This window comes from Bradyrhizobium paxllaeri (genome assembly GCF_001693515.2).
Lineage (GTDB): Bacteria > Pseudomonadota > Alphaproteobacteria > Rhizobiales > Xanthobacteraceae > Bradyrhizobium > Bradyrhizobium paxllaeri.
In genome coordinates this window covers 7,815,020-7,840,804 of the sequence record NZ_CP042968.1, presented here as the reverse complement: position 1 = coordinate 7,840,804, position 25,785 = coordinate 7,815,020, and the positions used below count along the sequence as shown (strand labels likewise).

Genomic DNA, 25,785 nt, shown 5'->3' with positions numbered 1-25,785 from the left:
GAGGCTCAGGAATGCATCGGCAGGTAGTTATGCCTTGGCGGGTTCCGCGGGCTTGCGGTCCGTCACCAGCGCCAGCAGGACGGTCAGCACCATGAAGGCGACGGACGCGCCGAACACCCAATGCGGCAGGTGCTGGTCCATGATCCAGCCGAACAGCAGCGGGGAGAGGATGCCGCTGAAATTGAAGCCGGTGGAGACGATGCCGAAGGCGCGGCCGGCAGCGCCTGCCGGTGCGGCATTGCGGACCAGCATGTCGCGCGAGGGTGCGATGACGCCGCCGAGGAATCCGGCCAGCCCCATCGCGGCGGTCAGCACGACCGGTGGCAGGTTGGTCACCGCAATAATCGTGATGATGACGGCGTTGATCGCAAAGCAGGCGGCAGCGACATTGCCGTGACGCTTGGTGCGGTCGGCGAGATAGCCGCCGGCCAGCACGCCGGCCGCGCTGGCGCCGAGAAACGCGGTCAGCGCGATGTTGGCGGCCGAGAACGTCACGCCATAGCCGCTCATCAGCGCGACCACGCCGAAATTGCTGATGGCGGCATTGGACAGACCAAGCAGCATGAAGAAGATCGTCAGCACGATCAGGGTCGGCGTCACGATGCTCTGCTGCGTCGCCGGTGCGCCATCGGCCTTGCGATCGGCCGAACTCGCATCGGGAATCTTCACGGCGATCAATAGCAGCGCCACCGCCGGGCCGACCGCGCCGGCGACGATCAGCGCGCCAAGGCCGCCGAAGGCTGCCACCAGCGCGGCCACGATTGCGGGAGCCACCGCGCCGCCAAGGAAACCCGCAAAGGTGTGGATCGAGAAGGCGCGGCCCATCCGCCGTGTATCCATATGTGTCGACAGGATCGCGTAGTCGCAGGGGTGATAGACGCTGTTGGCGAGGCCGAGCAGGGCGGCGCAGACGATCAGCGAGGCGTAGCTCAGGTGCAGGCCGAGCATGATCAGCGCCAGGCCACCGACGGTGAGGCCGATCAGCAAAACCTTTCGCGCGCCGATATGGTCGGCGAGATAGCCGATCGGGGCCTGCGTCAGGCCGGAGACGACGCCGAACACGGTCAGTGCGAAACCGAGCTCGATATAGCCGACGCCGAGCTGCGCTTTGAGGAACGGAAACAGCATCGGCAGCACGAACAGATGAAAATGGCTGACCCAATGGGCGACCGAAATCGCTGCGAGCGTGCGCAGCGAACTATCCGCCTTGGCCCGTTGCGGTGCGGCCAGAATATCGACCATGTCAGCTCAAGATCCCGTGTGACTGCGACCCGGTGGGGCGGGCTGAAAATATAGGCAGGCCGTTATTTGTCCATGAATGCCGCTGCATGGCTGCCCCTGCGGAGGGCAGGGCGCGCGAACGGTGTCATGAAATGGGAAGACAAAGGCCGCTTGGCGCGGCAATGATCGGATGTGCCTGATCCCGCAAGGCCGCTCCGGAAGTTCGTCTCGGAAGGTTCCAGCATCTCGGCTCGTGCAGCGAAGTAAGCGCTGGAATCGTCGGGTGGCGAAGGCGTGACGCGCCGTATCTATCCGCGAACGTAATCCTGAATTATCGGCACGCTTCCGCCTTCGCTCGCTGAGCTACGGCGGACGAGCCGCCCCACCCTACGGTCTTACCTGTTGATCACGAGCGCCGTGGAGTACGCCGCGCTCACAACGGCTCATCATCATTATCCGAGCGATCATGCTTCGGCGTCGCGATGTCGCCGTCCTCGTAATCCTCATCCTCGGCCGGAATGCGCTCCGGCTTCTTCGGCTTGTCGTCCGCTTTTTTCGGAGGTTCGTTCTTCCTGCCCGTTCCGCCCATGTCCATGTGATGCCTCTTGCCGGATCAATCGACGTTTGCGCTGCGTGCCGACTCAGGGTAACGGCATGACCTCAATCTGCCGCCTTTGGCCGGCATCCTAACGCCAGTCAGACGATTCTTCTCGCCCTTTTTGCGGCTGCAGCCCGAAGGGCCTTACATGGAGCCAGTATGAAGAAGCCCCGCATTGCGCTGGATGAACCGCAGCCGCGCAAGACCATCCGTGCCGACAAGGCGCCAACCACCGGTTACTCACTGGTGGTCGATGGTCACTTCAAGTCGCATCATGATACGGTCGAGTCGGCGGAGGAAGCGGGCATGGCATTGAAGAACCGCTTCCAGATGCTGCAGGTGCAGGTCTACGACGCCGAGAACAAGACGCGATCGCTGATCGATTGGCCGGGGCCGGCGTAACGCACCGGACTTCTGAGCGGCTCGCTCAGATTCGCCGTCCGCCGCTTTGCTGGTTCGCCAGCCAGTCGGAAAGGGCCGGGGTCTTCTCCGCCGGCTTCCGTGCCTTGGCAGCGCGCGCCTTCTTTGTCGCAGGCGCACGCGGCGGCTCGGCTGCTTCGCGCGCCAGCCGCAATGCCCTCAACCTCGCCATGTTATCGAGCGTGGCTTTCGTGGCGGCTTCCCGCTCGGCCATGGCGGACCTGGCTTCCTCGGCCGCTCTTGCGGCCCGGTCGGAGCGATCTTGATCGTCGTTCGTCATTTCAAGTCAGTCTCAATCTACTGTGTTGTTTTTGACCGCTAGCCCAACCGAATCAGTTTGGATAGGCGGCAGCTTCGACATTCGCTCCTGTCACGTCTTTCGAGTTACGACAGAAATCGTCGAGCGATTTTGCGGCTTCATTTATCACGGGATCTGATCACAGAAAGCGTTATTTTTGGTCGAAAAGATGTCGCTTTCTTTCCAAATCAATCATGCCTGTGCAGTTCCGCTGCATCATCCTGTTCGTCCGGGCTGCCTAGGTCGAAGCTGGCAAGCCAGGCGTCCAGCGCCGTTGATGCATATCCTTGCGATTTCATCTGCCGCAAGGCGATGCGGATGCTGGTTCGGCCGTGACGACCAGAGGCGATCGCCGAAGGCGGCTCGCCGGTAAGCACTGCATCGATCACACGCTGTTTGACCGCCAATGTTTCGGGATCGCCGCACACAGCCAGCATCGCCTGAAACGCGCGATGATGCGTGACGTCGAACGGCCGGGCCTCGCCCAGCCCATCGCGCGCCGGATGCGGAGGATAGAGATGCGCGCAGGGGACCATGCCTTCAGGCACCGGCTCGGTTGCCGGATGGGTGCGGCCGCTGTTCAACAGCTTTGGCAGCACATGCGTGTGAGGCCCCTCCGGGCTCTTGCCCGATGGCGGCGGGATCGTCTGATAGACCTCGATGCGCCCGAGCCGGCTGATGAAGACGCGATGCGGATTGGCCGCGAGTATCAGCGCCATCGCCGGATTATCGGCTGCGAACACGGCGCGGCCCGTGAGTTCGCGCAGCCGCGCGGCGAGATCGGGGTTGGCAATGCGGACGCAGAAGTCGGCCTGCAACGCGCCGAGACCGAGGTCGAACAGGATGGATCGGCGATCCTCGGCGCGCAGCGCCTCGCGATCGGTGCCGATCTCCGTCAGCACGGTGCGCCGGCTCATTGCGCAATGGTCCGCGGGCAGCACCAGCGCGACCCGCTGATTCCAGCCGGTCTTGGTGATGCCCTCCGAGGGAAAGGCGCGGGTACCGGCAACGGGTTTCAGCGCGATACCACCGCGCGGGGTCACCGCGGAAACAGCTTCGTCCGACTGGACGAGGCGCACTGGTTCGCCCTGATCGCGCGAAAACTCGGCGATGGCGCCGAAAGTGCCGAGGCTCCATTGCGTATCGGGATTGGCTATTTCCCGCCGCAGAAGATCGATGGCGGCGGCACTCATCGCCGGAACGGACGCGGTTCAGGCATGAAAGATATTCTCCCCGGCAATAAGCGAAAGGAGAATACCTTCTCGTCAGGTCAGGACAAGCCGGCCCGGCTTGTCGCCGAACCGGCGGCTCGGGTCAGAACGTCGCGCCGGCCTTCACCATGAAGGTGCGGCCGGCGAGCGGGTAGGCCGAGAAGCGGCCGGGCGTGAACGAACTGGCGATCGCGTAGTCATAGTAGAGTGCGTTGAACAGATTGTTCACGCCCACCGACCAGAAGAAGCGATCGTAGGCGCCGCTCAGTTTCAGATCGACGGTGGCGTCCGCCGGAATACGCCGCTGGGTGTTGGCCTGGTCATTGTCCATGAAGCGTTCGCTCCAGGCGCGCACCGTGGCATCGAACACCAGGTAATTCTGCCAGATGTTCCAGGTCACGCCGCCGCTCGCGGTGTAGCGGGACACCAGCGGCACGTCGTTGCCGGCGAACTCCCCTTCGCGAAACACCGCGCGGGTATAGGCCACGCCGCCGCGGAGCGTCACCGTGTCGCTGACGCGCAGCGAAGCGCTGGTCTCGGAGCCGTAGCGGCGGGTCGGATCGAGGTTGACGTTGAAAAACAGCGCCGGGATGAAATGGATCTCGTTCTCGAGATCCATGTTGTAGATGCTCGATTGCATCTGGAAGCCACCGCTCTTGATGCGGAATCCGCCCTCGATGTCGTACGAGGTCTGGGTCTTCAACTGGAAAGTCCCTGGAACGAAGAAGGGACCGTTGGAGACGCGCTCGTCGACGGTCGGGGTTCGGAATGCGCGCGCGGCGCGGCCGAATACCGAGAACACGCTATTGAAGCGATGCTCGAGGCCAACATGCAGCGCATATTGCGTTTCGTTGCTGTCCAACGGAGAGGCCGCGGGGCTGCAATTGAAGAACATGGCGCAACCGGGCGCATTGGGATCGAACCGATCCCGGGCACTCAGGCTGGTGTTTTGAATCCTGGCGCCATAGGAGAAATCGGTCGTCGGCAACAGGCCAAGAGTGTGCTGCCAGTAGCCGGCCAGCGTCTGTTGCGACAGGTCGTAGATATGGGTCGGCGCAAGGCCTTTGAACGCTCCGCGATCCTGATTGAATGTCGCGTCGTAATAATCGATGCCGGTCAGGATCTGCGAGGGAACTCCGAAGATCGAGTGCTTGACGCTCAATCGCGGCGTGATCGACCAGGTCAGCAATGATGCGTCGTTATAAGTGGAGGAGAAACTCGGAAGCGGCGAGGCAAACGGCACAGCGCCGAAGAAACCGCTTTGCGTGTCCTTCTTCCGAACGCCGCCGTCGACGATCAGGTCGATGCCGTTCATGATTGTCTTGGTAAAGCCGGTGGTGGCGCTGGCGCCCTGCTGGTTGCCGTAATCGAACGGCGTGGCGGCGCCCCGGCGGTTTGTCACCAGCTCATTGACGCCGATCGAGGGATCTACGATGCGACCGCCGGGGAATCCGAGCTTCTGGTCGTCGCCGGTCACCGTCAGGAAGGCCTTGAGGTCGGGCGTGGTGTAATTGAGATTGCCGACCCCGTTCTTCTGGTCGAGCGCGTTGTTTTCGCGATAGCCGTCGGACTTGATGGCGTTGCCATAAAATGACGTCGACCACGGCCCCGTATTCGTCGCCACGGAGAGATTGGCCAGACGCTGGTTGAAGGAACCGACGCCGGCCTCCGCGCGCATGGCAACTGGCGGGCCGCCAACGCCGTTCTTCAGGACGATATTGATGACGCCGCCGACTGCATTGTCTCCGTAAAGCACCGCGCCGCTGTTGCCGCGCGTGATTTCAATACGCTCGATCGAATCGCGCGGAATGGTCGAAAAATCGACGCCGGCCATGTCGATGTCGTTGAGCCTTCGGCCGTTGATGAGCACCAGGGTATTTGACGTTGCGAACGCGCCGAATCCGCGGAGGTCGACGCTGGTCTTGGCGCCGTTGACGCCGCCAAACAGGCTGGTCAGCTGCACACCGGGCGTTTGCGCGATGATTTCCTGCAACGTTTGTGCGGGCGAATGAGCGATCTCATCGGCGGTAATTACGGTCGACGCAGTACCGACGATGCCGGAGAACTGCCGGCCGCCGCTGCCATCAGCGCCTTGCGAAGCGCTTTGCGATGAGGCGTCCGAGCCCGTCCCGGCTGCTGGCCGCCTACCGGTCGAGGGCGCTGCCGCCGGGACGACGCGGCGCGAGGTCGATCCTTCATCGGTGGTCGGTTTGGCGCGGGTCCGGTTCGGGTCGGTGGGCGAGGTGACCTCGATTGGCGGCAATTGCTCAGGCGGCGTCTGCGCCTCTGCTCCGGAAATGCCGAGCGATACGATCGGTAGGAGAAAACTGGAGGTAAGCCAGACGCGGCGGCGCTTGGCGGCTCTGCTGATGGAAGACATGGTTCAGACCCCGGTATGACGTCAGTGGCACGTCACAGCGAACCAAGTCTCACCGTATGCTAACCGAGCTTAGGTGAAGCTAATGCCTGTACTCCCCGACCGACATCTTCGCGTGTGACCACGGCTGACGGCAGGTCTCCTGGCTCGCGGGTCGTTACCCCATCGTCGCCTTCCCAGGACCGAGATGCCCAGTGGCGTGTGACGAAGGATTCGCCGCTTACAGTTGCGGGGGCAGCCGCGGAATTGGGGGATCTCCCCGCACCGCATTCCCTTTTGATCCCCAAACGGGAACCGTCGGGAACTATGGTAGAAGTTCGTCAAAGTTCGAGTCAATCCGCTCCGGCGCGCCCAGCAATCCCTACTGGACGAGTGCGCTATTTTTGCCGCATGAGCACGCGTGCCCGTCTCTGTACCAGAGCGCGCAAACCTGCTTTAGGACCATCGATGAGTGTTGAGGCCGTAACCCTGACCAACGAGATTGCCGCGCGCCGGCGGATCGGCGCGGTGGCCGCGCTTTCCGTCCTCGTTGTGTTCCTGATGCTGATTTCGCTCGGCATCGGGCCGGTGCGGCTGTCGCCGCTTTCAGTGGCGCAGGCGCTGTTGGGCGCCGGCAGCGACGTGTCGCAGGTGATCGTGCGGGAGATCCGCCTGCCGCGCACGCTGCTGGCGCTCGCGATCGGCGCCATTCTCGGCCTGTCGGGCGCATCGTTGCAGGGCTTGCTCCGCAATCCGCTGGCCTCGCCCTCGCTGTTCGGCGCGCCGCAATCGGCCGCCTTCGGCGCCGTGCTGGTGATTGCGCTGGGGCTCGCCGATGTGCGCTCCTACGCGCTGCCGGTCGCAGCAATTGTCGCGGCGTTCTCGTCTGTCTTCGTGCTGCTGTCGATCGCCGGCCGCAATGCCGGGCTGCTGATCCTCATTCTCTCCGGCCTGGCGATTTCAAGTTTTGCGGGCGCTGCCACCGCACTGGTGATGAACCTCTCCAGCAATCCCTTCGTGGTGCTGGAGATCGCGTTCTGGCTCTTGGGTTCGCTGGAAGACCGCAGCTTTCAGCATGTGGTGCTGGCGTTTCCCTTCATCATTGCCGGCGCGATCATGCTGTTCAGCCAGCGCCATGCCTTTCGCGCGCTGAGCCTGGGCGAAGAAACCGCGCAAAGCCTCGGCGTCGATGTCGGCCGCCTCCGGCTGTTCGTGATTTCGGGCGTCGCGCTCGGCGTTGGGGGCGCGGTCGCGGTTACCGGCACCATCGGCTTCATCGGTCTGGTCGCGCCGCATTTGATGCGGCCCGTGATCGGCCACGATCCGGGGCGGCTGTTGGTGCCGAGCGCGCTCGCGGGCTCGGCGCTGCTGCTGGCAGCCGATATCGCCGTGCGCATCATCCCCTCGACCTCGGACATCAAGGTCGGCGTGCTGACCTCGATCATCGGCGTGCCGTTCTTCCTCTATCTGATCATGCGCGAACGCCGCGCGCTCGGCGGAGGCGTCGCATGAGCGAGGCAGCACTGCTGACCGCAAGGGGACTTAGCGTGCGGCTCGCCGGTCGCGTCGTGCTGAAGGACGTCTCGCTCGCGCTTGAAGCGGGCCATCTGGTGGCGCTGGTCGGACCAAACGGCGCCGGCAAGACCACGCTGTTGCGGTCATTGGCCGGGCTGATTCCTTCCGAAGGCGAGATCGAGATCGGCGGCCAAACGCTGGTCTCGCTGCCGCTGCGCGAGCGCGCAAAACGCTTCGGCTATCTGCCGCAGGGGCATGTCGTCCATTGGCCGCTGCCGGCGCGCGATATCGTCGCGCTCGGTCGCTATCCGCATGGCGCGACCGATCCGGCGCGACTGTCGCCGAAGGACGCGGAAGCCGTGCTGCGTGCGATGCAGGCGGTCGACGTGATCGAGTTCAGCGATCGCCGCGTCACCGAACTCTCCGGTGGCGAGCGCAGCCGCGTCGCGCTGGCCCGCGCGCTGGCGGTGGAGGCGCCGGTCATCCTCGCCGATGAGCCGACGGCCTCGCTCGATCCGCGGCACCAGATCGACGTGATGCAGAATTTGCGCGCGACCGCCGACAACGGCGTGCTGGTGATCGTGGTAACGCACGATCTGGGGTTGGCCGCGCGGTTTGCCGACCATGTGCTGGTGCTGCGCGAGGGCCGGCTGGTGTCGCAGGGCGCGCCGGCAGCGGCGCTGTCCGAACAGGTGATGGCCGATGTGTTCCGGATCTCGGCCTATCGCGCGGAATATCAGCGCGAGGCGGTGATCGTGCCGTGGGCGGATGTTTGATGCAATGGCGGTTCGCAATTGTGGCCGCGGTGCTGACGATGTCGGGCAGTCCCGCGTCGGCCGCCAATCTGCCGCGCCTGGTATCGATGAACGTCTGCACCGATCAATTGGTGCTGACGCTCGCCGACCCCGAGCAGATTCTCGGATTGAGCCGGTTCTCGCGCGACGGCTGGCAATCGCAGGCGGGTGACCTCAGCCGCTATCCGGTGCTGTCAGGCGGAGCCGAGGATGTGCTGCTGATAAAGCCCGACATTGTCGTCGCCAGCGCGTTCGACAAGCGCGCGACGCGCGAGTTGTTGAAGGCGAAAGGGCTTCGTCTCGCCGAACTCGCGGTGCCACGAACGCTCGATGAGGCGCGGCAGCAGATCCGGGAAGCCGGCGACATCACCGGTCATCCGGATCGCGCGGCGGCGGAAATCGCGCGGCTCGATGCGGCGCTGGCGCGCACCCGCCAGGCGGTTTCGGAACGGCATTATCGCGTGCTGCCGCTGTCGCGGCGCGGCTGGGTGGCCGGCAGCGACAGTTTTGTCGGTTCGCTGCTGACTGAGACCGGACTGCGCAGCGCGGCCGGCGATCTCGGTTTTACCTTCGGCGGTTTTGCTTCGCTGGAGGCGATCGTGAATTTGCGGCCCGATTTCCTGGTGGTTTCACAGGCCGGTGATGTCGCGCGCGATGACGGTCAGGCCTTCCTGCTGCATCCGGCGCTGGAGCGCTTCTATCCGCCGGCGAAACGGATTGTCATTCCGGAACGCATGACGGAATGCGGCGGTGTGCTGCTGGCGGACGCGCTCGATGCGCTGACGGCGGAATTGAAGCGGGTGGGGCGGTAATTCGTAGGGTGGGCAAAGCGCAGCGTGCCCACCATTCAAGCGCGATCTGTTGATAGATGGTGGGCACGGCGCAAGAGCGCCTTTGCCCACCCTACGCGCCGGTGCTCACCCGATCACCACCGGGCCCCCGACCTTCTTCCACGCGTCGATGCCGCCTTCGATGTGCGCGGTGTTGGTCAGCCCCGCATTCTTCGCCGCGGCCACCGCCATCGCCGAGCGCTCGCCGAAGGCGCAGAAGAACACCACGCGGTGGCCGGTGGCGGCGGCGACTTCGCGCAGCATGCCGCCGGGCTGCAGGCTTTCGTTGATGCCGGGGTAGGGCGCATGCAGCGCACCGGAGATCGTGCCGTGCTTGGCGCGCTCGCCGGTCTCGCGCAGATCGACCAGGAGGATATCGGGCCGGCCGAGACTGTTGATGGCGTCGCGGGCCGAGAGTGCCAGCCCCTGCTTGGCCAGTTCCTCCTGGTGCAGGCCGACATGCATGTTGGCGGGCACGGCGACGTCCATCATCTTCGGGTTCGGCAGCTTCAGATTGGCCATCAGCTCGATATATTCGTCGACGTTGCGCACCTGCAGCCGCGGATTGTGGCGCTTCTCCTCGCCGATGGTGGAAACCGTGTCGCCCTTGTAGTCGTGCGCAGGGTACACCAGCGTTTCCTCCGGCAGCTTCAGCAGCCGGTTGAAGATCGACTCGTATTGCGCACGCGAGGAGCCGTTCTGGAAATCGGTGCGGCCGGTGCCGCGGATCAGAAGCGTGTCGCCGGTGAAGACCCGGTCGCCCATCAGGTAAGAATAGGAATCGTCGGTGTGGCCGGGCGTGTACATGACATCGAGGCATAGCCCCTCGATCGTCACCTTGTCGCCGTCGGACACCCGCATCGACACCACGTCGGCCTTGCTCTGCTCGCCCATGATGGTGATGCACTGGGTGCGGTCGCGCAGCTCGCCCAAGCCCGTGACGTGATCGGCGTGCAGATGGGTATCGACCGCCTTGACCAGCCGCAGATCGAGCTCGCGCAGGAGCTGGCAGTAGCGGTCGGCCTTCTCCAGCACGGGATCGAGGATCAGCGCCTCACCGCCGGCGCGGCTCGCCAGCAGGTAGCTGTAGGTGCCGGAAACGCTGTCGAAGAGTTGGCGAAAGATCATGGCTGCTGCCGCGCTCTCAATCTAGATCTCGCGCAGGATATTATTCTAGTTTGGCCGTCTTCTCAAATAGCTTTCATCTATTTGGAGCGGTCTTTTCGAAGGAATTTTACTTCCTGAAGGCCGCACGTAATCTTCCGTCATGGCGAGCAAAGCGACTTGTCCGCCGTAGCTTTAGCGAAGGCGGAAGCAATCCATCTCGCGACATAACGGATAGGTGGATTGCTTCGTCGCTTCAGCGCAAAATTGCTTTGCAATTTTGTCGCGAGCTCCTCGCAATGACGGCTGAAGCGGTCACGGCCGCACCAGCGTATATCCATTCTCCGTCAGAAACAGGATCTGCGCCACGCCGACCTGCACCGGCGTTGCCGCGGCAATGAACTCCGGCCGCTTGCCGTTCTCGCGCTCCAGCGTATCGACGGTGTTGAGGCAGATGTCGAAACGGGCGCCTTGCGCCACCAGGCTCTCGACCATCTTGCGGTTGGGATTTTCCGGGCGCAGCAGGTCGATGCCGGGACCGAACGCGACGATCTCGATTGCGACCTTGTCGGGATCGTAATGCTTCATCAGGTTGCTGGCGACGCTGAGCACGAGGGCCTGCTTGCGCGCGTCGTTATCGGAGAGCTGCAGCACGATCTTGTGCTCGGCAAACGGCTTGTCTTGCAGCGGGCGCGAGCGTCAGGCGCGGCGACCGCGATGGACAGCGCCGCGATCACGATCCGAAGCGTGCTCGAAATCGTCATGCCTGTCCCGCAATGCCCGGATTGCCATCCACGCCTTTCAGCGTCACGCCCGGCGCGGCCCGGTTGGGCGGCTTGCCCGACCTCAGATGCCTGGCGACCACATCCCAGATCGGCGCGCCGGTCTGCTCGTTGACGGAAGCCCAGCCTGCGACCTTGTAGCGCTTGCCGGCCTCCAGCTTGCGGCCGCTGTCGAGCTTGAGTTCGGAAATCCGCTTGCCCACCGTCTCATTCGGGCTGCAGGTGTAATGCAGGCCACCGACGCGGACCATGTCGCCACCCTGTTGGTAATAGGGATCGGTGTTGAAGAGATTGTCGCAGATGTCTTCCAGCACGTCCTTGATCTGGCCGCCGGTCATGGTCTGGACGTAGGTCTCGGGGTAGGTGACGGCGGTCTGCGCCATCACGTCCTCCATCGTCAGCGGCTGGCCGGCCAGCGCAGTGGTGCCCCAGCGGAAACCCGGCGACAGCGCGATCTCGGCATTCAATTCGCCGAGCAGCGCGTCGCAGATCAACTGATCCATGCTGCCGCTGAAATTGCCGCGGCGGTAGAGCAGGCGGTCGGCGGCGGCGATCTTTTCGTCCAGCGCCGCCGCATGCGGCCCGCGGATCTTGTCGATCAGCGCCTGCATCGCCGGATCGGGCTTCAGCAATTCGGAAAACACCGGCAGCAGCCGGTAGCGCACATCCTTGACCTTGCCCTTGCCGAGTTCGAGATCGAGCACCGCCAGAAACTTGCCGTTCGAGCCGGCATTGGTGACGAGCGTGGTGCCGCCTGCGTTGGTCACGGCAATCGGCTGCGGCACGGCGTCATGGGTGTGGCCGCCAAGAACGACGTCGATCCCGGTGACGCGGCTGGCGAGCTTCAGGTCGACATCCATGCCGTTGTGCGACAGAAGAATGACGGCGTCGACCTTGTCGTTGTTGCGGTGCGTGTCGACGAGCTTTTGCAGCTCTTCATCGCGGATGCCGAACTTCCAGTCCGGCGTAAAGCGCTTCGGATGGGCGATCGGCACGTAGGGGAACGCCTGTCCGATCACGGCGACGCGATAGCTGCCGATCTCCTTGATCACGGATGGCTTGAACACGCGCCCCGAAGCCGGGTCGAACGCCTTGGCATCGTTGAAGGCGGCTTCTTCCGTGAGGAAGACGTTCTGCGCCAGGAATTCGCCCTTGAAGCGTTCGAGATTGGCGCGCAGCACCTTCTCGCCATAGGTGAATTCCCAATGGCCGGTCATCGCCTCGATGCCGAGCTGGTTGGCGGCGTCCACCATGTCGGCGCCCTGCAGCGTATTGGCAAGGCCGGTGCCCTGCCAGAGATCGCCGCCGTCGAGCAGCAGGGAACGCCCGGACGAGACCTCGCTGCGCAGCCGGTCGATCAGCGTCTTCAGATGCGCGAAGCCGCCGAGCTTGCCGAACCGCCCGGCGGCTTTTTCGAATTCGATGCAGGTGAAGGCGTAGGCGTCGGCACTGTCGGGCCGGATGCCGAAGCGATCGAGAAAGGCACGTGCGACCAGATGCGGCGGGTTGCCGTGCATCGGGCCAATGCCGAGATTGACGCTCGGTTCGCGGAAAAACACCGGCCGGAGCTGCGCGTGCACGTCGGTGATGTGCAGGATGCGGGCGTTGCCGAAGCGCTCGAGATCGTAGACGCCCGTATTGTCGGCGCCGCGCGCCAGCCGCGGCAGGCTGCCGGAGAGAGTAGCGGCGCCCGCGAGCGTCAGGAAATCGCGGCGGCGGATGGTCATGCGGGTCTCCGCGCGTCGTAACGGTATCTATTTGTGGAGCATGATCTTGGCGGAAAACTGGTTTCCGCTTCTCCGGATCATGCTCTAGCGAATTTCCATGTCCTTCCAGCGGGTCTTCTCGCTGGTAGCCTGGAAGATCGAAGCCTTGGCGAGGGCCTCGGCCTCCTTGGCCGACGCGGTGGCCTTGTCGAAATCGCCGACATCGGCCGCCTTCTTCGCCGCCGCCAGCGTGTTCGCCGTGGTGGTCCATTGATTGCGGAGCTTGCCGGCCTCCTTGTTGGCGGCTTCGGCCGCAGCATAAGCTGCCTTGTAGTCCTCCTCGGAGCCTGCAGCGAGCGCGCTCGTTCCGCCGGTCGCCAGCAGCGCCAGAACCAGTGTCGAGACCAATGCGGATTTTGGCATCAGGTTCCTCATGGCCGCGCTCCCGGACCCGATATCGGTAGCCCGTTGCTGACATAGGACAGGTAGTACTCGACGTTGCGATATTCGTCGTCCTGCGGGCTCAGCGGCACGCCGCGGATCTGGCTGTTGCAGGTGGTGAAGCGCCGGCTGGTGGTGCCCATGCCGCTCCATTCCGAGCGATAGATCGGCATCGCGTTGACGATGCCGAGCGCGGGCGCCAGGATTTCGGCGCGGATGCGCTCGCCCGGGCTCTGCACATGGCAGGTGGCGCAGGAGAAGTTGAGCTGGCCGCGCCGCGTGTAGAAATATTCCTTGCCGGCCTCGTAGGCTGCGAGCGCCCGCGGATCATTCGGGATCTTGATGTCCATCGGCTTGCCGCGGGAGGTGAAGGCCATGTAGGCCGTCAGCGCCGCCATTTCGTCCCTGACATAGGAATAGGGCGCTTCGCCATTGGCCTCGCGGCAGCGGTTCAAGGCCAGCTCAAGCGTGATGACCTTGCCTTCCTTCGCGTCGAAGTAAGGATAGTTCTGGCGGACGCCGATGCCGCCATTCTCGAAGCAATCGGCGTAGGTCTTGCCGTTCTTGAACGGCTTTGAGAACATTTCCTTGCCCATTTCGAGCGAGAACTCGTAAGGCGGAAACTGTTCCTTCTCCTGCCATTGCTTGTGCAGGTCCTCGTTCATCGAATAGGGACCGTTGACGAAATCCTCCAGCTTCACCTTCGGGAATTTGTCGGTGAAGAATTTCTTGAACGCCTTGGCGTCGGCGACAGGGTCGACCTTGTCGGCGGCGCCTGACGGCAGCGTGCTGGCAAGCGTCAACAGCGCAAGCGAAAGCGCGGCGGAAGCCAGATAGATCGCGGATCGCAGCTTCATTGGATCTTCGCCGTGGTGGTGTCGGTTGCGCCCTTGTTGTCGACCCAGCTTATCTTCAGTTCATCGCCCTTCTTGCCGCCCTTGAAGGTGAACTTGACATAGGGGTCTTTGGAAATGCCACCGCCCCAATCAGCGATGAATACGTTCTTGCCGTCATGCTCGAAGGTAAGCTGCTGGATGAAATGCGGCGGAATGGTCTCGCCCTTGGCGTTCTTCACGAAGCCGGAATCCATCGGGTGCTGGATCAGCGCCTGCACCTCGGTAGTCTCGCCGCTTGACGTGGCGCGCACGCGAATGGTGGATGCCATGTGAGTTCTCCCTCGATGCCTTAACCGCCGCAGCCGCCGACGGTGACTTTGACCTCCTTGGAGGCGCTGAAGAGCTTGCCGCCGGCTTCTACCAGCACCGTCACATTGCTGGTCTTGGCCATCTTGATGCGGTTGGCGACGTTCGGCAGCGTGCCTGCCGGGATGTTGTATTTTGCGATCAGCACGTTCGGATTTTCGCTGACGAGGAACGCGATCGAGGTCACGTCGGCAAGCGTCGTAGAGACCGAGATCGGCACGACGGCGCCGTTCTCGGCGATTTCGGGTGCGTCCAGCTTCACCTTGTCCGAAGGCTCGGCGGTCTTGCCATAGAGCGTCTTGATGGCGTCGGCGTCGCTCTTCTGCTTGAACGCCTCTTCCGGATATTTGTCATTGGCCGCAGCGAGCGCCGGCGTCAGGCCAAAGGGCAAATTGCCGAGGCCGATGAGCGCAACTGCGCCTGCACCCTGCAGGATCAGCCGCCGCGTGGCCGAAAATTCGACGTCACTCATATCTCGTCTCCTCATGCGTGCGTGCGCACGTCTCAGCCCTGATTTCTCGTCTTGCGTCACAGCGTCTGCAGGAAATCCACCACGGCGTTGATTTCCTTTTCGGTCAGAATTCGATTCCGTCCGAACGGCGGCATCACGGTCAGCGGATTGCGCAGGGTTTCGTCATGGAGAATGGCGACGAGTTCCTCGCGCTTGGGATACTTGCTCTTGATGTCGACCAGCTCGGGTCCGATCGTGCCGGGGAGGTTGCCGCCCTTGATGACATGGCAGGTCAGGCAATTGCCCTTGCTGCGGTCGAAGGCGAGCTTGCGGCCTTCGTCCACCGCGGACTGCGCCTGCGCGGAGCTTGCGGATGCGAAAGCGCCGATGGCCAGTGCCAGCGCGAACGCCGGGAACCTCGAAGATTTGGTCTTGAAGTGATCGGTCACAGGCGTTTCCGTAATTTCTATTTCGGTTGCATCGTGTCGAGCGGTCCGGTCGTGCGCGGCGTCAGGTTCCTGCCTTCGGCCGTCGACGCGATCCTGACATCGGCGGCGTTCACGCAGGCGTTCATGCAAGGCTTGGCTGCCGTATCCGGGCGCGGGTCGGTCCAGATGAAATTGTCGCGATTGCGCATTTTGACTTTCGGCAAGCTGTTGCGATCGGCAACAAATTCATTGGGAACAAGGTCGTTGAGGCTCAGAATATAGGCGGTCAAAGCATAAACTTCATCCGCTGACAATGTGTGCGGCGCGGGCATCGGCATGGCGCGGTTAATATAGTCCCATAGGGTCGGGGCAAACGGCCAGTAGCTGCCCACCGTCGGCTCCGGGCGCTCGTCCCGGAGCGATCCGACGCCGCCGACCAGCTTCGGAAAACGGCCTTCGCCTTCGCCAAAGGTTCCATGGCAGGCGGCGCATTGCTCGGCATAGACCTCGGCGCCCCGGTCGACCGTGCCCTTGCCCGGCGGCAGGCCTGTTCCGTCCTCGCCGCGCGCGTCGATGTCCCATCCGGCGATCTGCGCCGGCGTTGCCACGCTGCCGTAGCCGAAATGGCCGGGCTCCGCCGCGCCTGCGCGCGTGCAGGCGGCTGCGAGCAGGGCTGCGAGCAGCAGGCCAATCCTACGCGAGCTGTACATTGAACACGCTTCCGTCCGGTTTGACCTGCCAGGTCTGGATCGAATTGTTGTGGTAGATCGAGTTGGAGCCGCGTTGCGCGCGGAGTTGTGCAACCGTCGGCTGCACGTAACCGGTCTCGTCAATGACGCGGGAGGCGACCAGCGCGGGACGGCCGTCCCAGCGCCAGGGCAGCGTGAATTTCGTCAGTGCCTTCGACAATATCGGCTCATGCAGCCGCGCGGCCTGCCAGTTGACGCCGCCATCCGTGGAGACGTCGACGCGCTTGACCTTTCCGTTGCCGGTCCAGGCCAGTCCCCTGATCTCATAGAGGCCGGGCCCATCGATCGGTTTTTCCGGGCAGGGAAAGGTGACGACCGATTTCGCGTCCATCAGCCAGGTGAAGCCGCGCGAGGTGCCATCAGGCATCAGGTCGGTGTATTTCGAGGTCTCTTCGCGGGTGTGCCACGGCTTTTCGCCGAGCTTGATCCGCCGCAGCCACTTGATGTTGACGTTGCCTTCCCAGCCCGGCACCACCAGCCGCAGCGGATACCCCTGTTCGGGCCGCAGCGCCTCGCCGTTCTGTGCATAGACCACGAGGCAATCGTCGAGGCATTTGTCGAGTGGCAGGCTGCGGTTCATATGCGCGCCGTCGGCGCCTTCGACCATCGCCCACTTCGCTTCCTTCTTGATGCCGACCTCTTCCAGCAGCGTCGACAGTTTTACGCCGGTCCATTCCGCGCAACTGACCATGCCGTGGCTGAACTGCAGCGAGTTCATCTGCGCCGCGCGCCAGTTCATGCCGCCATTGGCGGGGCATTCGATGAAATGGATGCGCGTGGTCTGCGGGAAGCGCAGGATGTCTTTCATGGTGAGAAGCAGCGGCCGCTCCACGAGGCCGTGGATCATGAGCTTGTGCTGCGCCGGATCGATGCTGGGCCATCCCGCATGGTGGCGCTCGAAGAACAGCCCGTTCGGCGTGATGATGCCCTGCAGCTCCTGCAGCGGCGAAAAGCTCACCGACGATTCCGTGCCGGCGGTCAGCCAGGGCACGTTGCGCCGGATGACGGAGGCTTCGGTATCGGCGGGCCGGCCGTAGGGCCGATCGACCACGCCCGCGCCGATCGATTGCGACCAGGGGGCATCGGCCGGGGGAGAATCTTGCGCGGGGTCGGCGGTCGCCGGTTTGCCGCCAAGGGCGAGGCTGCCGGTCAGGAGCGCGCCGAGGCCGAGGAAGCTGCGGCGGCCCAAAGGTGTGGGTGATCTGGCGAGATCGGAGAGAACAGCTTTGCTGCGTAACGGGTCCGGCCGCACGTTTTCTTCCCCTCGCGGCCGCATCGCCGCATCATTTCTTGCTTTTTTGAAGGAATATCCACGCTTGCTAATTTAGTCAATGCTAAAGAACTGATGGCGCAGTAGTATGATATCTGTGCTTCGCAGGCGCGGAAAACTATTCTGGATATGAAGAAATGAGCGCAGTCGCTACGGCCGCCGACGAGATGCAATTCGCCCCCGGCGCCGACGATGAGGCGGCGCTGAAGACGCTGGCGAAGCAGGCCGGCGAGGCGGCCCAACTCCTGAAAATGCTGGCCAATGAAAAGCGTTTGCTGATCCTCTGCTTTCTTGCCGTGCGCGGCGAGATGACGGTCGGCGAACTCGTCGCTGTCGTGAAGCTGAGCCAGTCGGCACTGTCGCAGCATCTGGCGAAACTGCGCGCCGACGGCCTGGTGGAATTCCGGCGTACCTCGCAGACGCTGCATTATCGCGTCGCCGACCAGCGCACATTGCGTCTGCTTGGGGTGTTGAAGGAAATTTTCTGCGGCGATCTGAAGTGATGCTGCGCCACTTTGTTGCAGGAACGAATTGAGATGGCTGAGTTTGTGGTGGAGTTCGGCAAGGACGGCCGGCCGGTCGAGCCCGACGGCAGGCTCGATGCGGCAGCATTTCACCGCAATCATGCGCCGATCTGGGCGGTGCTGCAGAAATTCCTCGCCGACAAATCCGGTGACGTGCTGGAGGCCGGCAGCGGCACCGGCCAGCATGTGGTGCATTTCGCAACACATACGCCCGACATCACCTGGTGGCCGAGCGATCTCAACGAACGGCATCTCGCCAGCATCGAAGCATGGCGCGCACACACCGCCTTGCCGAACATCCGTCCGCCGCTCCGCGTCGATCTCTCCGATCCCGCCTGGTGTCCGCAAATGCATGATGACAGCGGGCCGGGCGAATTGCTGGCGGTGTTCTGCGCCAATGTCATCCACATCGCACCGTGGCGCGTGGCCGAAGGCCTGTTCGCCGGTGCAGGCCGCTATCTGCGCAGCGACGGACGATTGTTTCTCTATGGCCCGTTCAAGCGCGCCGGCAAGCACACCGCCATGAGCAATGCCGTGTTCGACACCAGCCTGCGCGAGCAGGATGCCGAATGGGGCGTGCGTGATATCGCCGAGGTGGAGAAGCTCGCCGCCGGCGTGGGTCTTGTCCTGTTTGAGACCGTGCAGATGCCCGCCAACAATATGATTTTAGTGTTCGGGCGCTCTGACGCGTCGGCGTAAATTGTAGGGTGGGCAAAGCGAAGCGTGCCCACCATCTCGAGCAGAGTGCTAATGGTGGGCACGGCGCAAGCGCGCCTTTGCCCATCTTACAGACTGGGCCTTAGTGATAGGCGAGGCACCACCCCGGTCCGCGCAGCCAGCAGCGCTCGTCGGGAATGTCCTGGTCGCGGTACAGCCGCGTGATCCTCTGTACATCGCCACCGGAAAAGGCTTCGGCCAGCGCCCGTTCGGACGCCTCGTCGCGGCCGCCGGCGCAGGGGAAGATCGCAACGGGCGAGATCCAGCATGCAAGATAGTCCGCAGCTCTTCGCTCAATTCGGAACACCGCGCCGGCGCTCGCCAGGCGCTCCGGCGCGATACCGCCAAATCCCTGATCCGATGTCATCGGCATGATCAGGCGGCCGCCATCGGCAAGGCCATCGAGCCAGCGTTTCGCTGGCTGCGTGCAGCCTGCGTTGACATAGATGACATCGGCGGCATCGAATGGCACCTGCGTGCCGTCGCCCTCGATCACGGTGACATTCGAATAGGGCGCCAGGCTAGCTTTGGCGCGTGCGGCGAGAGCGCCGTCATACTCGATTCCCGTCACGCGGCCGGACGGTCCGACGAGATGCGCGAGGATGGCAGTGTAATAGCCCGTGCCCGTTCCGACATGCACCACGTGCTCGCCTGCGGCGGGTGCTGCCTGGTGAATGAGATGGGCATGCAACGACGGCTGCCCGTTGTTGACGTTCCGCTCGGGCTCCAGCGCCACCAGATCGTCGGTATAGAGATAGACGGGATCGGCGTCGGGCGTCGGCACATAGTTGCGAAGCCACCGCAGCACCAGCCACGGACCGGGACCGAGAAAGTCCTCGCGCGGAATGGCCGCGAACGCTTGCGCCAGGCGCGCATCGACAACGCTTGCCGCGGCAAGGACCTGTTTGGCGTAGGCCGCACGGATGATGCGGAGTTCGGCTTGCGCGTCCATTTTGCCCTCCATTCGTATGGCGGATTGGTGGAGCGTAATGCGCATAGCATCCTTGTAGGGTGGGCAAAGCGTAAGCGTGCCCACCATCCCGAGTGGAGTGCTGATGGTGGGCACGGCGCAAGCGCCTTTGCCCACCCTACAGGTCCCGCAGGCCTATGCGCTACACGGCGCCATCGTCCCAGCCGATCTTGTTTCTCAGGAACGCATATCCCAGCGCGATGAAGCCGGCGCGTTCGCGATTGTCCTTGCCGTAGCCGTGACCGCCGGCGGCGGGCTCGTAGAAATAGGCTTCATATCCCATGGCTTGCAGCTTGGCCGCCATCTTGCGGGCGTGGCCGGGATGGACGCGGTCGTCGCGCCGCGTGGTGGCGATCAGGATCGGCGGGTAGTTCTGGCCCGGCGTTGCGGTGTGATAGGCGGAATAGGTCTTCAGCCACTCCCACTCCGCGGGCTTGTCGGGATCGCCATATTCCGCGATCCAGCTCGCGCCTGCGAGCAGCTTGGTGTAGCGGCGCATGTCGACCAGGGGAATCGTGCAGAACAGCGCGCCGAATCGTTCGGGGTAGCGCACCAGCATGTTGGTGATCAGGATGCCGCCGTTCGATCCGCCTTCGGCGGCAATCCTGCTGGTGCGCGTCACGCCACGCTTGACGAGGTCCGCGGCAACGGCCGCGAAATCATCATGCGCCAGCCGTTTGCCGGCATAACGGCCGGCATCGTGCCAGCGTGTGCCGAACTCGCCGCCGCCGCGGATATTGGCCTGCACCGTGGTGCCGCCGCGCTCAAGCCAGAGCTTGCCGAGTGCGGAGCTGTAAGAGGGCCTTACCGCGAGGCCGAAGCCGCCATAGGCGCTCATGTAGACCGGTGCATCCCCGGTCGTGGTGGCGGGACCGGTCTGCACATAGGGAATGCGCTCGTCATCCGCCGAAATCGCCTCGTGGCGGGTAACCACGAACCCGTCGGCGGAAAAAGTCTTTGGCGCCTGCTTCAATATCGCCGGCGCGGCGGCGCCTTCGATCAGCATCAGCGAAGACGGCGTCAGCGGATCCTGCACATTGGCGAGCAGGTCGCCATTGCTTTCGGCTTCGTGACGGTCGAGGCGCCAGACATCGACGACGCCGATCTCGGGAAGGCCTTGCAGTCTCGCGCGCGTCCAGCCGATTGCCGATGGCGTGCAGATTTCGAACACCGGCTGCAACTCGTCGAGAACGGACAATACGAGCTTGCCGGCCGTCCAGAAAAATCCCTGCAGCGCCCGCCGTGGCCCCGGCTCGTACACGAGGGTGAAGTGGCGATCGCCAGCCAGAAAGGCCGAAAGCGAGATGCCGAGCACGCTGTCCGGCGCATAGGTCTTGCCCGCGATCGTCCAGGCGCCACGCACCTTCACGGCCAGCCAGTCCTGATGCGCTTCCAGCCAGACGTCGGTCGGCAGGTCGAGTCTTGTGTGGGGACCAGCCTCGGTGCCGAGCCAGATATTCTGGTGGAAGAAATCGATCCGATCGATGAACCAAACCCGCGGCGTCGGAGCGGTGTCGTCAACGCCGCAATACGCGCCCATCCGGTCGGCCGGCACGTCGAACAGCACGGGTGCTTGCTCCACAGGTTCACCGCGGCGCCATAACCGGACTGTTCTCGCATAGCCTGACGTCGTCGCCATGCCCTCGCCGAGGGCGCTCGAAAGCAGCAGCGTGTCGGCGTCGGCCCATTGGACTGCGCTCTTGGCTTCCGGCAAGGTGAATCCGTCTGCGACGAAGGCTTTCGCATCCAGATCGAATTCCCGCAGCACCACCGCGTCGCTGCCGCCTCGGGAAAGGGCGATGATGACGCGCGGATCATTGCCCGACTGCGGCTCAGTCCAGTTGAGCAGCCAATCCTTGTCCTCTTCAGTGGCGAGGCGGTCGATATCCAGCAGCGTTTCCCAGGCGGGCTCCGCGTTGCGAAAGTCTGCGAGCGTCGTGCGTCGCCAGAGGCCGCGCGGATTTTTGGCATCCTTCCAGAGATTGTAAACGAACCCGCCGCGGCGCGTGATGTAGGGAATATTGTCGGAGCGGTCATAGATCGCCGCAAGCGTGTCGCGATCTGCCGCGAATTGGCGGCCGCCGAAAGTTTCCATTGTCAGCCGGCTTTGCCGGTCGACGAAATCGAGCGCGCGCTCGCCTTCGATGTCCTCGAGCCAGAGATAGGGATCATCGTCGGGCGCGGCGACGGTCGGCCGGTCGTCGATTTTCATGGCTTGAACTCCAGAAATGCCGGCTGCGTGTATCGCAATAGGCACGATCGAGGCGACCTCGGTGTAATCAGTTCTCCGTGAGGTGCCAATGCGCGCAGTCCGCATAGCGCGCGCCCGTTTGCGACGGTTGATCGCGTCCCCTCACATCGCCATAGTGCCGCGCAAATCAATGAGGCTCCCTGCCCGGGGGGCGCCGGGCGGGAAGGCCGATGCTGGATACGACAGCCACCGAAGAGGTTGCCAATGACGCGCGCGCACGCGCCAATGTGCTGCGGCTCGCGGCGGCGCAGGCGCTGACCGGCGCCAATTCGGCCGTCATCTTCGCCACCGGCTCGATCGTCGGCGCGACGCTGGCGCCCGATATCTCGCTCGCCACCGTGCCGCTCTCGATGTATGTGCTCGGCCTTGCCGCCGGCACGCTGCCGACCGGCGCGATCTCGCGTGTCTATGGCCGCCGTGTCGCGTTCATCATCGGCACCTTCTGCGGCGTGCTGACCGGCGCGTTCGGCGCGGCCGCGATCCTGCACGGATCGTTCTGGCTGTTTTGCTTCGCGACTTTTCTCGGCGGGCTCTATGGCGCGGTGGCGCAATCCTATCGCTTTGCCGCCGCCGACGGCGCCAGCGTCGCGTTCCGTCCCAAGGCCCTGTCCTGGGTGATGGCGGGCGGCGTATTCGCTGGTGTGCTCGGGCCGCAGCTCGTGCAGTGGACCATGGATATCTGGCCACCCTATCTGTTTGCCTTCAGCTTCGTGATGCAGGCGTTTGTCGCGCTGGTGGCGATGGCGGTGCTCTCCGGCGTCGATGCACCCAAGCCTGCGCCATCGGATATGCATGGCGGAAGGCCGTTGTTCGAGATCGCGCGGCAGCCGCGCTTCATCGCCGCCGCCCTGTGCGGCGTGATCGCCTATCCCATGATGAACCTCGTGATGACCTCGGCGCCGCTCGCCATGAAGATGTGCGGGCTCACCGTCAGCGATTCCAATTTCGGCATTCAGTGGCACATCGTGGCGATGTATGGGCCGAGCTTCTTCACGGGCTCGCTGATCGCGCGCTTCGGCGCGCCGGCCGTCGTGGCAGTGGGGCTGCTGCTGGAAGCGGCGGCGGCGGGCATCGGTCTTGCCGGCATCACCGCGATGCACTTCTGGGCGACACTGATCGTGCTTGGCGTGGGCTGGAACTTTGCGTTCATCGGCGCGTCGGCGCTGGTGCTGGAGACACATCGGCCGCAGGAACGCAACAAGGTGCAGGCCTTCAACGATTTCCTGGTGTTCGGCATGATGGCGCTGGGGTCGTTCTCGTCCGGCCAGTTGCTGGCGCATTACGGCTGGTCCATGGTCAACATGGTGGTGTTCCCGCCGGTGCTGCTCGGCCTTGCCGTCCTGGCGCTTGCGTCATTTGCCAGGCGGCGGGCTAAATTGCGGCCGGATATCTAGTTCTCACTCAATTACCGGAGGCCTCTTATGCCGACGCGCGCCCGTCTTGATGAGTTCATTGCAGCCGTCGTCTCCGGCGACCATGCCGGGGCGATCGAGCGCTTCTATACCGAGGACGCCAGCATGCAGGAGAACGAGGCGCCGCCGCGGGTCGGCCGCGACGTGCTGGTGGCGCATGAGCGCGCGGTGCTGGAGCGGGTCAAGCGCGTGACCTCGACCTGCGTGACCTCGATCGTCGAGGGCGATCGCGTCGCGATCCACTGGGTGTTCGAGTTCGTGTTCCAGTCCGGCAAGACGGGGCGGTTCGACGAGGTCGCGCTGCAGGAATGGCGCGGCGACAAGGTCTGGCGCGAGCGGTTCTTCTACGATCCGTCGAAGCCGGCCGCCTAGTTGCCATCTGCTGACAGTTCGGTCGGCATCGAATTGATGGCCTTATTGCTCTGCTAATGATTGTCGTCATGCCCGGGCAAAAGCGCGAAGCGCGTCTTCGCGCTGGATGTCCCGGGCATCCACGTCTTATCTGTACCGTTGCCAAGACGTGGATGCCCGGGACAAGCCCGGCCATGACGGCGAGAGAACGAGAAGAAGAAAAACATTGGACGCTCGAAACTACACCTCCATCGACGAAACCTCCATCCGCTACGACGGCTGGCGCATCGTCCTCGTCTGTTTCCTGCTGGCGACCTTCGGCTGGGGGCTCGGCTTCTATGGCCAGAGCGTCTATGTCGCCGAATTGCAGCGGCTGCACGGCTGGCCGGCGTCGCTGATCTCGTCCGGCACCACGTTCTTCTATCTGTTCGGTGCGGCGCTGGTCGCCTTCGTCAGCGAAGCCATCAAGGCGTTCGGTGCGCGCAACTGCCTGATCGCGGGGACACTCGCGATGGCCGCGGCGGCGATCTCGATCGGTCAGGTGCGCGAGCCCTGGCAGCTTTACCTTGCCAATGCCGTGCTGGCGTTCGGTTGGGCGGGGACCAGCCTTGGCATCATCACCAATACGCTCGGCCTATGGTTCGACGACAAGCGCGGCATGGCGATCAGCCTGGCGCTGAATGGGGCGAGCTTTGGCGGCATCGTCGGCGTGCCGCTATTGGTGACCGCGATCGGCTATTTCGGCTTTTCCGGCGCGATGACCGTTTCGGCCGTGGTGATGGTCGCGCTGATGGTTCCGGTGATCCTGCTGCTGGTCGGACGGCCGCCGCTTCACCTCGACGTGGGCGCGGTCGATGCCGCGGACGCGCCGTCGCCAACGCAAATCCGCGCGCGCGCCTTTCGCGATATCGGCTTCCTCTCGGTCTCGATTGCGTTCGCGCTGGTGCTGTTCGCGCAGGTCGGCTTCATCGTGCACCTGATCGCCTTTCTGGATTCAGTGATTGGGCGGCAGCGCGCCACGGTTGCGATGGCGCTGTTGACGGCAATGGCGGTGGTCGGCCGTGTGCTGTTTTCCTTCGTGATCGACCGGATGAACCAGCGGCTGGCGTCCTCGCTCTCCTTTGTCAGCCAGGCGGTTGCACTGCTCATTGTCATCAATGTGCATAATGACTACGCGCTGATCGCCGCTTGCGCGTTATTCGGCTTTTCGGTCGGCAATCTGATCACGCTGCCGGCGCTGATCGTGCAGCGCGAGTTCGATCCGCGCTCGTTCGGCGTGCTGATCAGCCTGATCACGGCGATCAACCAGATCACCTATGCGTTTGGCCCCGGTGTGGTGGGGTTGCTGCGCGATCTCTCTGGCAGTTACACACTGCCGTTCTACGCCTGCATCGGCGTCGAGCTGACGGCGGCGATGCTGATCATGGTGCGAGGCCGCGCAAAGAACCCGTAGAACCCGTAGCCCGGATGAGCGCAGCGACATCCGGGAACAGTCTCTCCGGCTGATAAGTTTTTCCCGGATATCGCTCCGCTCATCCGGGCTACGGTTGTCTCCATGTCGTTACGAGCGGAGCGAAGCAATCCATCACGCCAAGTCCGACACCTCGCCCTCCGGCAATCCGAACTCGAACGTGTTCAGCGTCATCGACACCATCGTGTAGTAGCCGCACAGCCCGATCACTTCGACGATCCCGCGCTCGGTGAGCACCTTTACGGCCTCGTCATACAGCGCCTGCGACACGCCCTTGCCCTCGTGCAGTGACTTGGCGAGGTCGTAGATCATCTTCCCCTTCGGATCGTCGAAGGTCGGCGTGCGGCGGTCGCGGATATCCTCGATGATCTTCGGGTCCATGCCGCCCTTCAGCGCCAGTCGCTTGTGCGCAAACCATTCGTAATGCGAGGTCCAGTGCCGCGCCGTGACGAGGATCGCGATCTCGGACAATTTTGCCGGGAACATCGTGTTGAAACGAAGCTGCTCGCCGAGGCGCGTCGCGTGCCGCGCCATGTCCGGGCTGTTGAGCCAGGCCATCATCGGCGCCGGCGGGGCGCCGCGCTTGCCCGCGATTGCCTCGTCGTAGGTTTCTTTCTGGTGCGCGTTCATTTCGCCAGGCGAAAGCAACTTCAACCGCATGCCCGTTTCCTCTTGTTTTTCAAGCGTTACAGCTCTGCGAATACACCTGATCG

General features: G+C 63.6%; 26 protein-coding genes, 1 pseudogene and 1 riboswitch. Of the genes and pseudogenes, 9 read left to right on the top strand and 18 right to left on the bottom strand.

Annotated elements, in window-relative coordinates; translation table 11 throughout:
- Window positions 1-27: 27 nt before the first annotated feature.
- Complete coding sequence (locus tag LMTR21_RS37545) at window positions 28-1,242, bottom strand: MFS transporter (RefSeq protein ID WP_065750828.1); 1,215 nt, start codon at window positions 1,240-1,242, stop codon at window positions 28-30.
- 412 nt (window positions 1,243-1,654) lie between these two features.
- Window positions 1,655-1,816, bottom strand: a complete 162-nt coding sequence (locus tag LMTR21_RS40475) for a hypothetical protein (RefSeq protein ID WP_187399435.1) — start codon at window positions 1,814-1,816, stop codon at window positions 1,655-1,657.
- Window positions 1,817-1,978: 162 nt separating this feature from the next.
- On the opposite strand from LMTR21_RS40475, the gene LMTR21_RS37540 reads away from it, so the two are divergent.
- On the top strand, window positions 1,979-2,221 hold the full coding sequence (locus LMTR21_RS37540) for a hypothetical protein (RefSeq protein WP_065750827.1): 243 nt from the start codon (window positions 1,979-1,981) through the stop codon (window positions 2,219-2,221).
- Between the two features lie 25 nt (window positions 2,222-2,246).
- Here the strand turns inward: LMTR21_RS37540 and LMTR21_RS37535 are convergent, their stop codons facing one another.
- From LMTR21_RS37535 to LMTR21_RS37525, 3 genes are all read right to left on the bottom strand, one after another.
- Entirely contained in the window at window positions 2,247-2,519 is a 273-nt protein-coding gene (locus LMTR21_RS37535; RefSeq protein ID WP_065750826.1) for a hypothetical protein, read from the bottom strand.
- A gap of 206 nt (window positions 2,520-2,725) precedes the next feature.
- On the bottom strand, window positions 2,726-3,730 hold the full coding sequence (locus LMTR21_RS37530; protein ID WP_065750825.1) for a DUF6925 family protein: 1,005 nt from the start codon (window positions 3,728-3,730) through the stop codon (window positions 2,726-2,728).
- 121 nt (window positions 3,731-3,851) lie between these two features.
- Window positions 3,852-6,128, bottom strand: coding sequence for a TonB-dependent receptor (locus tag LMTR21_RS37525; RefSeq protein WP_065750824.1), 2,277 nt, complete (start codon window positions 6,126-6,128; stop codon window positions 3,852-3,854).
- Window positions 6,129-6,240: 112 nt separating this feature from the next.
- A riboswitch (cobalamin riboswitch) is annotated at window positions 6,241-6,439 on the bottom strand.
- A 133-nt stretch (window positions 6,440-6,572) separates the two neighbouring features.
- Here LMTR21_RS37525 and LMTR21_RS37520 point away from each other — a divergent pair.
- From LMTR21_RS37520 to LMTR21_RS37510, 3 genes are read left to right on the top strand one after another with little or no spacing between them, the layout of a single operon-like run.
- A complete protein-coding gene (locus LMTR21_RS37520; RefSeq protein WP_065750823.1) occupies window positions 6,573-7,616 on the top strand; it encodes a FecCD family ABC transporter permease in 1,044 nt (347 codons plus the stop codon).
- Entirely contained in the window at window positions 7,613-8,395 is a 783-nt protein-coding gene (locus LMTR21_RS37515; RefSeq protein WP_065750822.1) for an ABC transporter ATP-binding protein, read from the top strand. The genes LMTR21_RS37520 and LMTR21_RS37515 overlap by 4 nt, the downstream gene beginning before the upstream one ends.
- Window positions 8,395-9,225: an ABC transporter substrate-binding protein gene (locus tag LMTR21_RS37510; RefSeq protein ID WP_065750821.1), complete on the top strand. Its 831-nt coding sequence runs from the start codon at window positions 8,395-8,397 to the stop codon at window positions 9,223-9,225. The genes LMTR21_RS37515 and LMTR21_RS37510 overlap by 1 nt, the downstream gene beginning before the upstream one ends.
- A gap of 105 nt (window positions 9,226-9,330) precedes the next feature.
- Here the strand turns inward: LMTR21_RS37510 and LMTR21_RS37505 are convergent, their stop codons facing one another.
- From LMTR21_RS37505 to soxC, 10 genes and pseudogenes are all read right to left on the bottom strand, one after another.
- Window positions 9,331-10,371: an MBL fold metallo-hydrolase gene (locus tag LMTR21_RS37505; RefSeq protein WP_065750820.1), complete on the bottom strand. Its 1,041-nt coding sequence runs from the start codon at window positions 10,369-10,371 to the stop codon at window positions 9,331-9,333.
- Between the two features lie 291 nt (window positions 10,372-10,662).
- A pseudogene (locus LMTR21_RS37500) lies at window positions 10,663-11,037 on the bottom strand (DsrE family protein); the annotation flags it as partial.
- Between the two features lie 70 nt (window positions 11,038-11,107).
- Window positions 11,108-12,856, bottom strand: a complete 1,749-nt coding sequence (gene soxB, locus LMTR21_RS37495) for a thiosulfohydrolase SoxB (RefSeq protein ID WP_065750819.1) — start codon at window positions 12,854-12,856, stop codon at window positions 11,108-11,110.
- A gap of 84 nt (window positions 12,857-12,940) precedes the next feature.
- A complete protein-coding gene (locus LMTR21_RS37490) occupies window positions 12,941-13,258 on the bottom strand; it encodes a hypothetical protein (protein WP_065750879.1) in 318 nt (105 codons plus the stop codon).
- Between the two features lie 8 nt (window positions 13,259-13,266).
- On the bottom strand, window positions 13,267-14,133 hold the full coding sequence (gene soxA, locus LMTR21_RS37485; RefSeq protein ID WP_065750818.1) for a sulfur oxidation c-type cytochrome SoxA: 867 nt from the start codon (window positions 14,131-14,133) through the stop codon (window positions 13,267-13,269).
- A complete protein-coding gene (soxZ, locus tag LMTR21_RS37480; RefSeq protein WP_065750817.1) occupies window positions 14,130-14,441 on the bottom strand; it encodes a thiosulfate oxidation carrier complex protein SoxZ in 312 nt (103 codons plus the stop codon). The genes soxA and soxZ overlap by 4 nt, the downstream gene beginning before the upstream one ends.
- Window positions 14,442-14,461: 20 nt before the next feature.
- Entirely contained in the window at window positions 14,462-14,950 is a 489-nt protein-coding gene (gene soxY, locus LMTR21_RS37475) for a thiosulfate oxidation carrier protein SoxY (protein ID WP_065750816.1), read from the bottom strand.
- Between the two features lie 56 nt (window positions 14,951-15,006).
- Window positions 15,007-15,330 carry a sulfur oxidation c-type cytochrome SoxX gene (gene soxX / locus LMTR21_RS37470; RefSeq protein WP_065750878.1) on the bottom strand — a complete coding sequence of 108 codons (324 nt, stop codon included), beginning with the start codon at window positions 15,328-15,330 and terminating at the stop codon, window positions 15,007-15,009.
- A gap of 65 nt (window positions 15,331-15,395) precedes the next feature.
- On the bottom strand, window positions 15,396-16,067 hold the full coding sequence (locus LMTR21_RS37465; protein ID WP_065750815.1) for a c-type cytochrome: 672 nt from the start codon (window positions 16,065-16,067) through the stop codon (window positions 15,396-15,398).
- Window positions 16,051-17,358 carry a sulfite dehydrogenase gene (gene soxC, locus LMTR21_RS37460; protein ID WP_430642506.1) on the bottom strand — a complete coding sequence of 436 codons (1,308 nt, stop codon included), beginning with the start codon at window positions 17,356-17,358 and terminating at the stop codon, window positions 16,051-16,053. The genes LMTR21_RS37465 and soxC overlap by 17 nt, the downstream gene beginning before the upstream one ends.
- Window positions 17,359-17,543: 185 nt before the next feature.
- On the opposite strand from soxC, the gene LMTR21_RS37455 reads away from it, so the two are divergent.
- Window positions 17,544-17,879, top strand: coding sequence for an ArsR/SmtB family transcription factor (locus LMTR21_RS37455; RefSeq protein WP_065750877.1), 336 nt, complete (start codon window positions 17,544-17,546; stop codon window positions 17,877-17,879).
- A 33-nt stretch (window positions 17,880-17,912) separates the two neighbouring features.
- Window positions 17,913-18,599 (top strand): DUF938 domain-containing protein, encoded by a 687-nt coding sequence (locus tag LMTR21_RS37450; RefSeq protein ID WP_065750813.1) that lies wholly within the window; start codon window positions 17,913-17,915, stop codon window positions 18,597-18,599.
- A 100-nt stretch (window positions 18,600-18,699) separates the two neighbouring features.
- On the opposite strand, the gene LMTR21_RS37445 is transcribed toward LMTR21_RS37450, so the two are convergent.
- Together LMTR21_RS37445 and LMTR21_RS37440 are read right to left on the bottom strand one after the other, a co-directional pair.
- Window positions 18,700-19,569: a protein-L-isoaspartate O-methyltransferase family protein gene (locus tag LMTR21_RS37445; protein WP_246174975.1), complete on the bottom strand. Its 870-nt coding sequence runs from the start codon at window positions 19,567-19,569 to the stop codon at window positions 18,700-18,702.
- Between the two features lie 160 nt (window positions 19,570-19,729).
- On the bottom strand, window positions 19,730-21,799 hold the full coding sequence (locus LMTR21_RS37440) for a prolyl oligopeptidase family serine peptidase (protein WP_065750811.1): 2,070 nt from the start codon (window positions 21,797-21,799) through the stop codon (window positions 19,730-19,732).
- A 209-nt stretch (window positions 21,800-22,008) separates the two neighbouring features.
- Here LMTR21_RS37440 and LMTR21_RS37435 point away from each other — a divergent pair, with 209 nt between their 5' ends.
- The 3 genes from LMTR21_RS37435 (at window position 22,009) to LMTR21_RS37425 (ending at window position 25,054) form a co-directional block, all read left to right on the top strand.
- On the top strand, window positions 22,009-23,232 hold the full coding sequence (locus LMTR21_RS37435) for an MFS transporter (RefSeq protein ID WP_065750810.1): 1,224 nt from the start codon (window positions 22,009-22,011) through the stop codon (window positions 23,230-23,232).
- 27 nt (window positions 23,233-23,259) lie between these two features.
- A complete protein-coding gene (locus LMTR21_RS37430) occupies window positions 23,260-23,622 on the top strand; it encodes a nuclear transport factor 2 family protein (RefSeq protein ID WP_065750809.1) in 363 nt (120 codons plus the stop codon).
- Between the two features lie 205 nt (window positions 23,623-23,827).
- Complete coding sequence (locus LMTR21_RS37425; RefSeq protein WP_065750808.1) at window positions 23,828-25,054, top strand: MFS transporter; 1,227 nt, start codon at window positions 23,828-23,830, stop codon at window positions 25,052-25,054.
- A gap of 132 nt (window positions 25,055-25,186) precedes the next feature.
- Here LMTR21_RS37425 and LMTR21_RS37420 read toward each other — a convergent pair whose 3' ends face one another.
- The gene (locus LMTR21_RS37420) at window positions 25,187-25,732 is read right to left on the bottom strand and encodes a carboxymuconolactone decarboxylase family protein (RefSeq protein WP_065750807.1); all 546 of its coding nucleotides are present in this window, start codon (window positions 25,730-25,732) and stop codon (window positions 25,187-25,189) included.
- Window positions 25,733-25,785 lie beyond the last annotated feature (53 nt).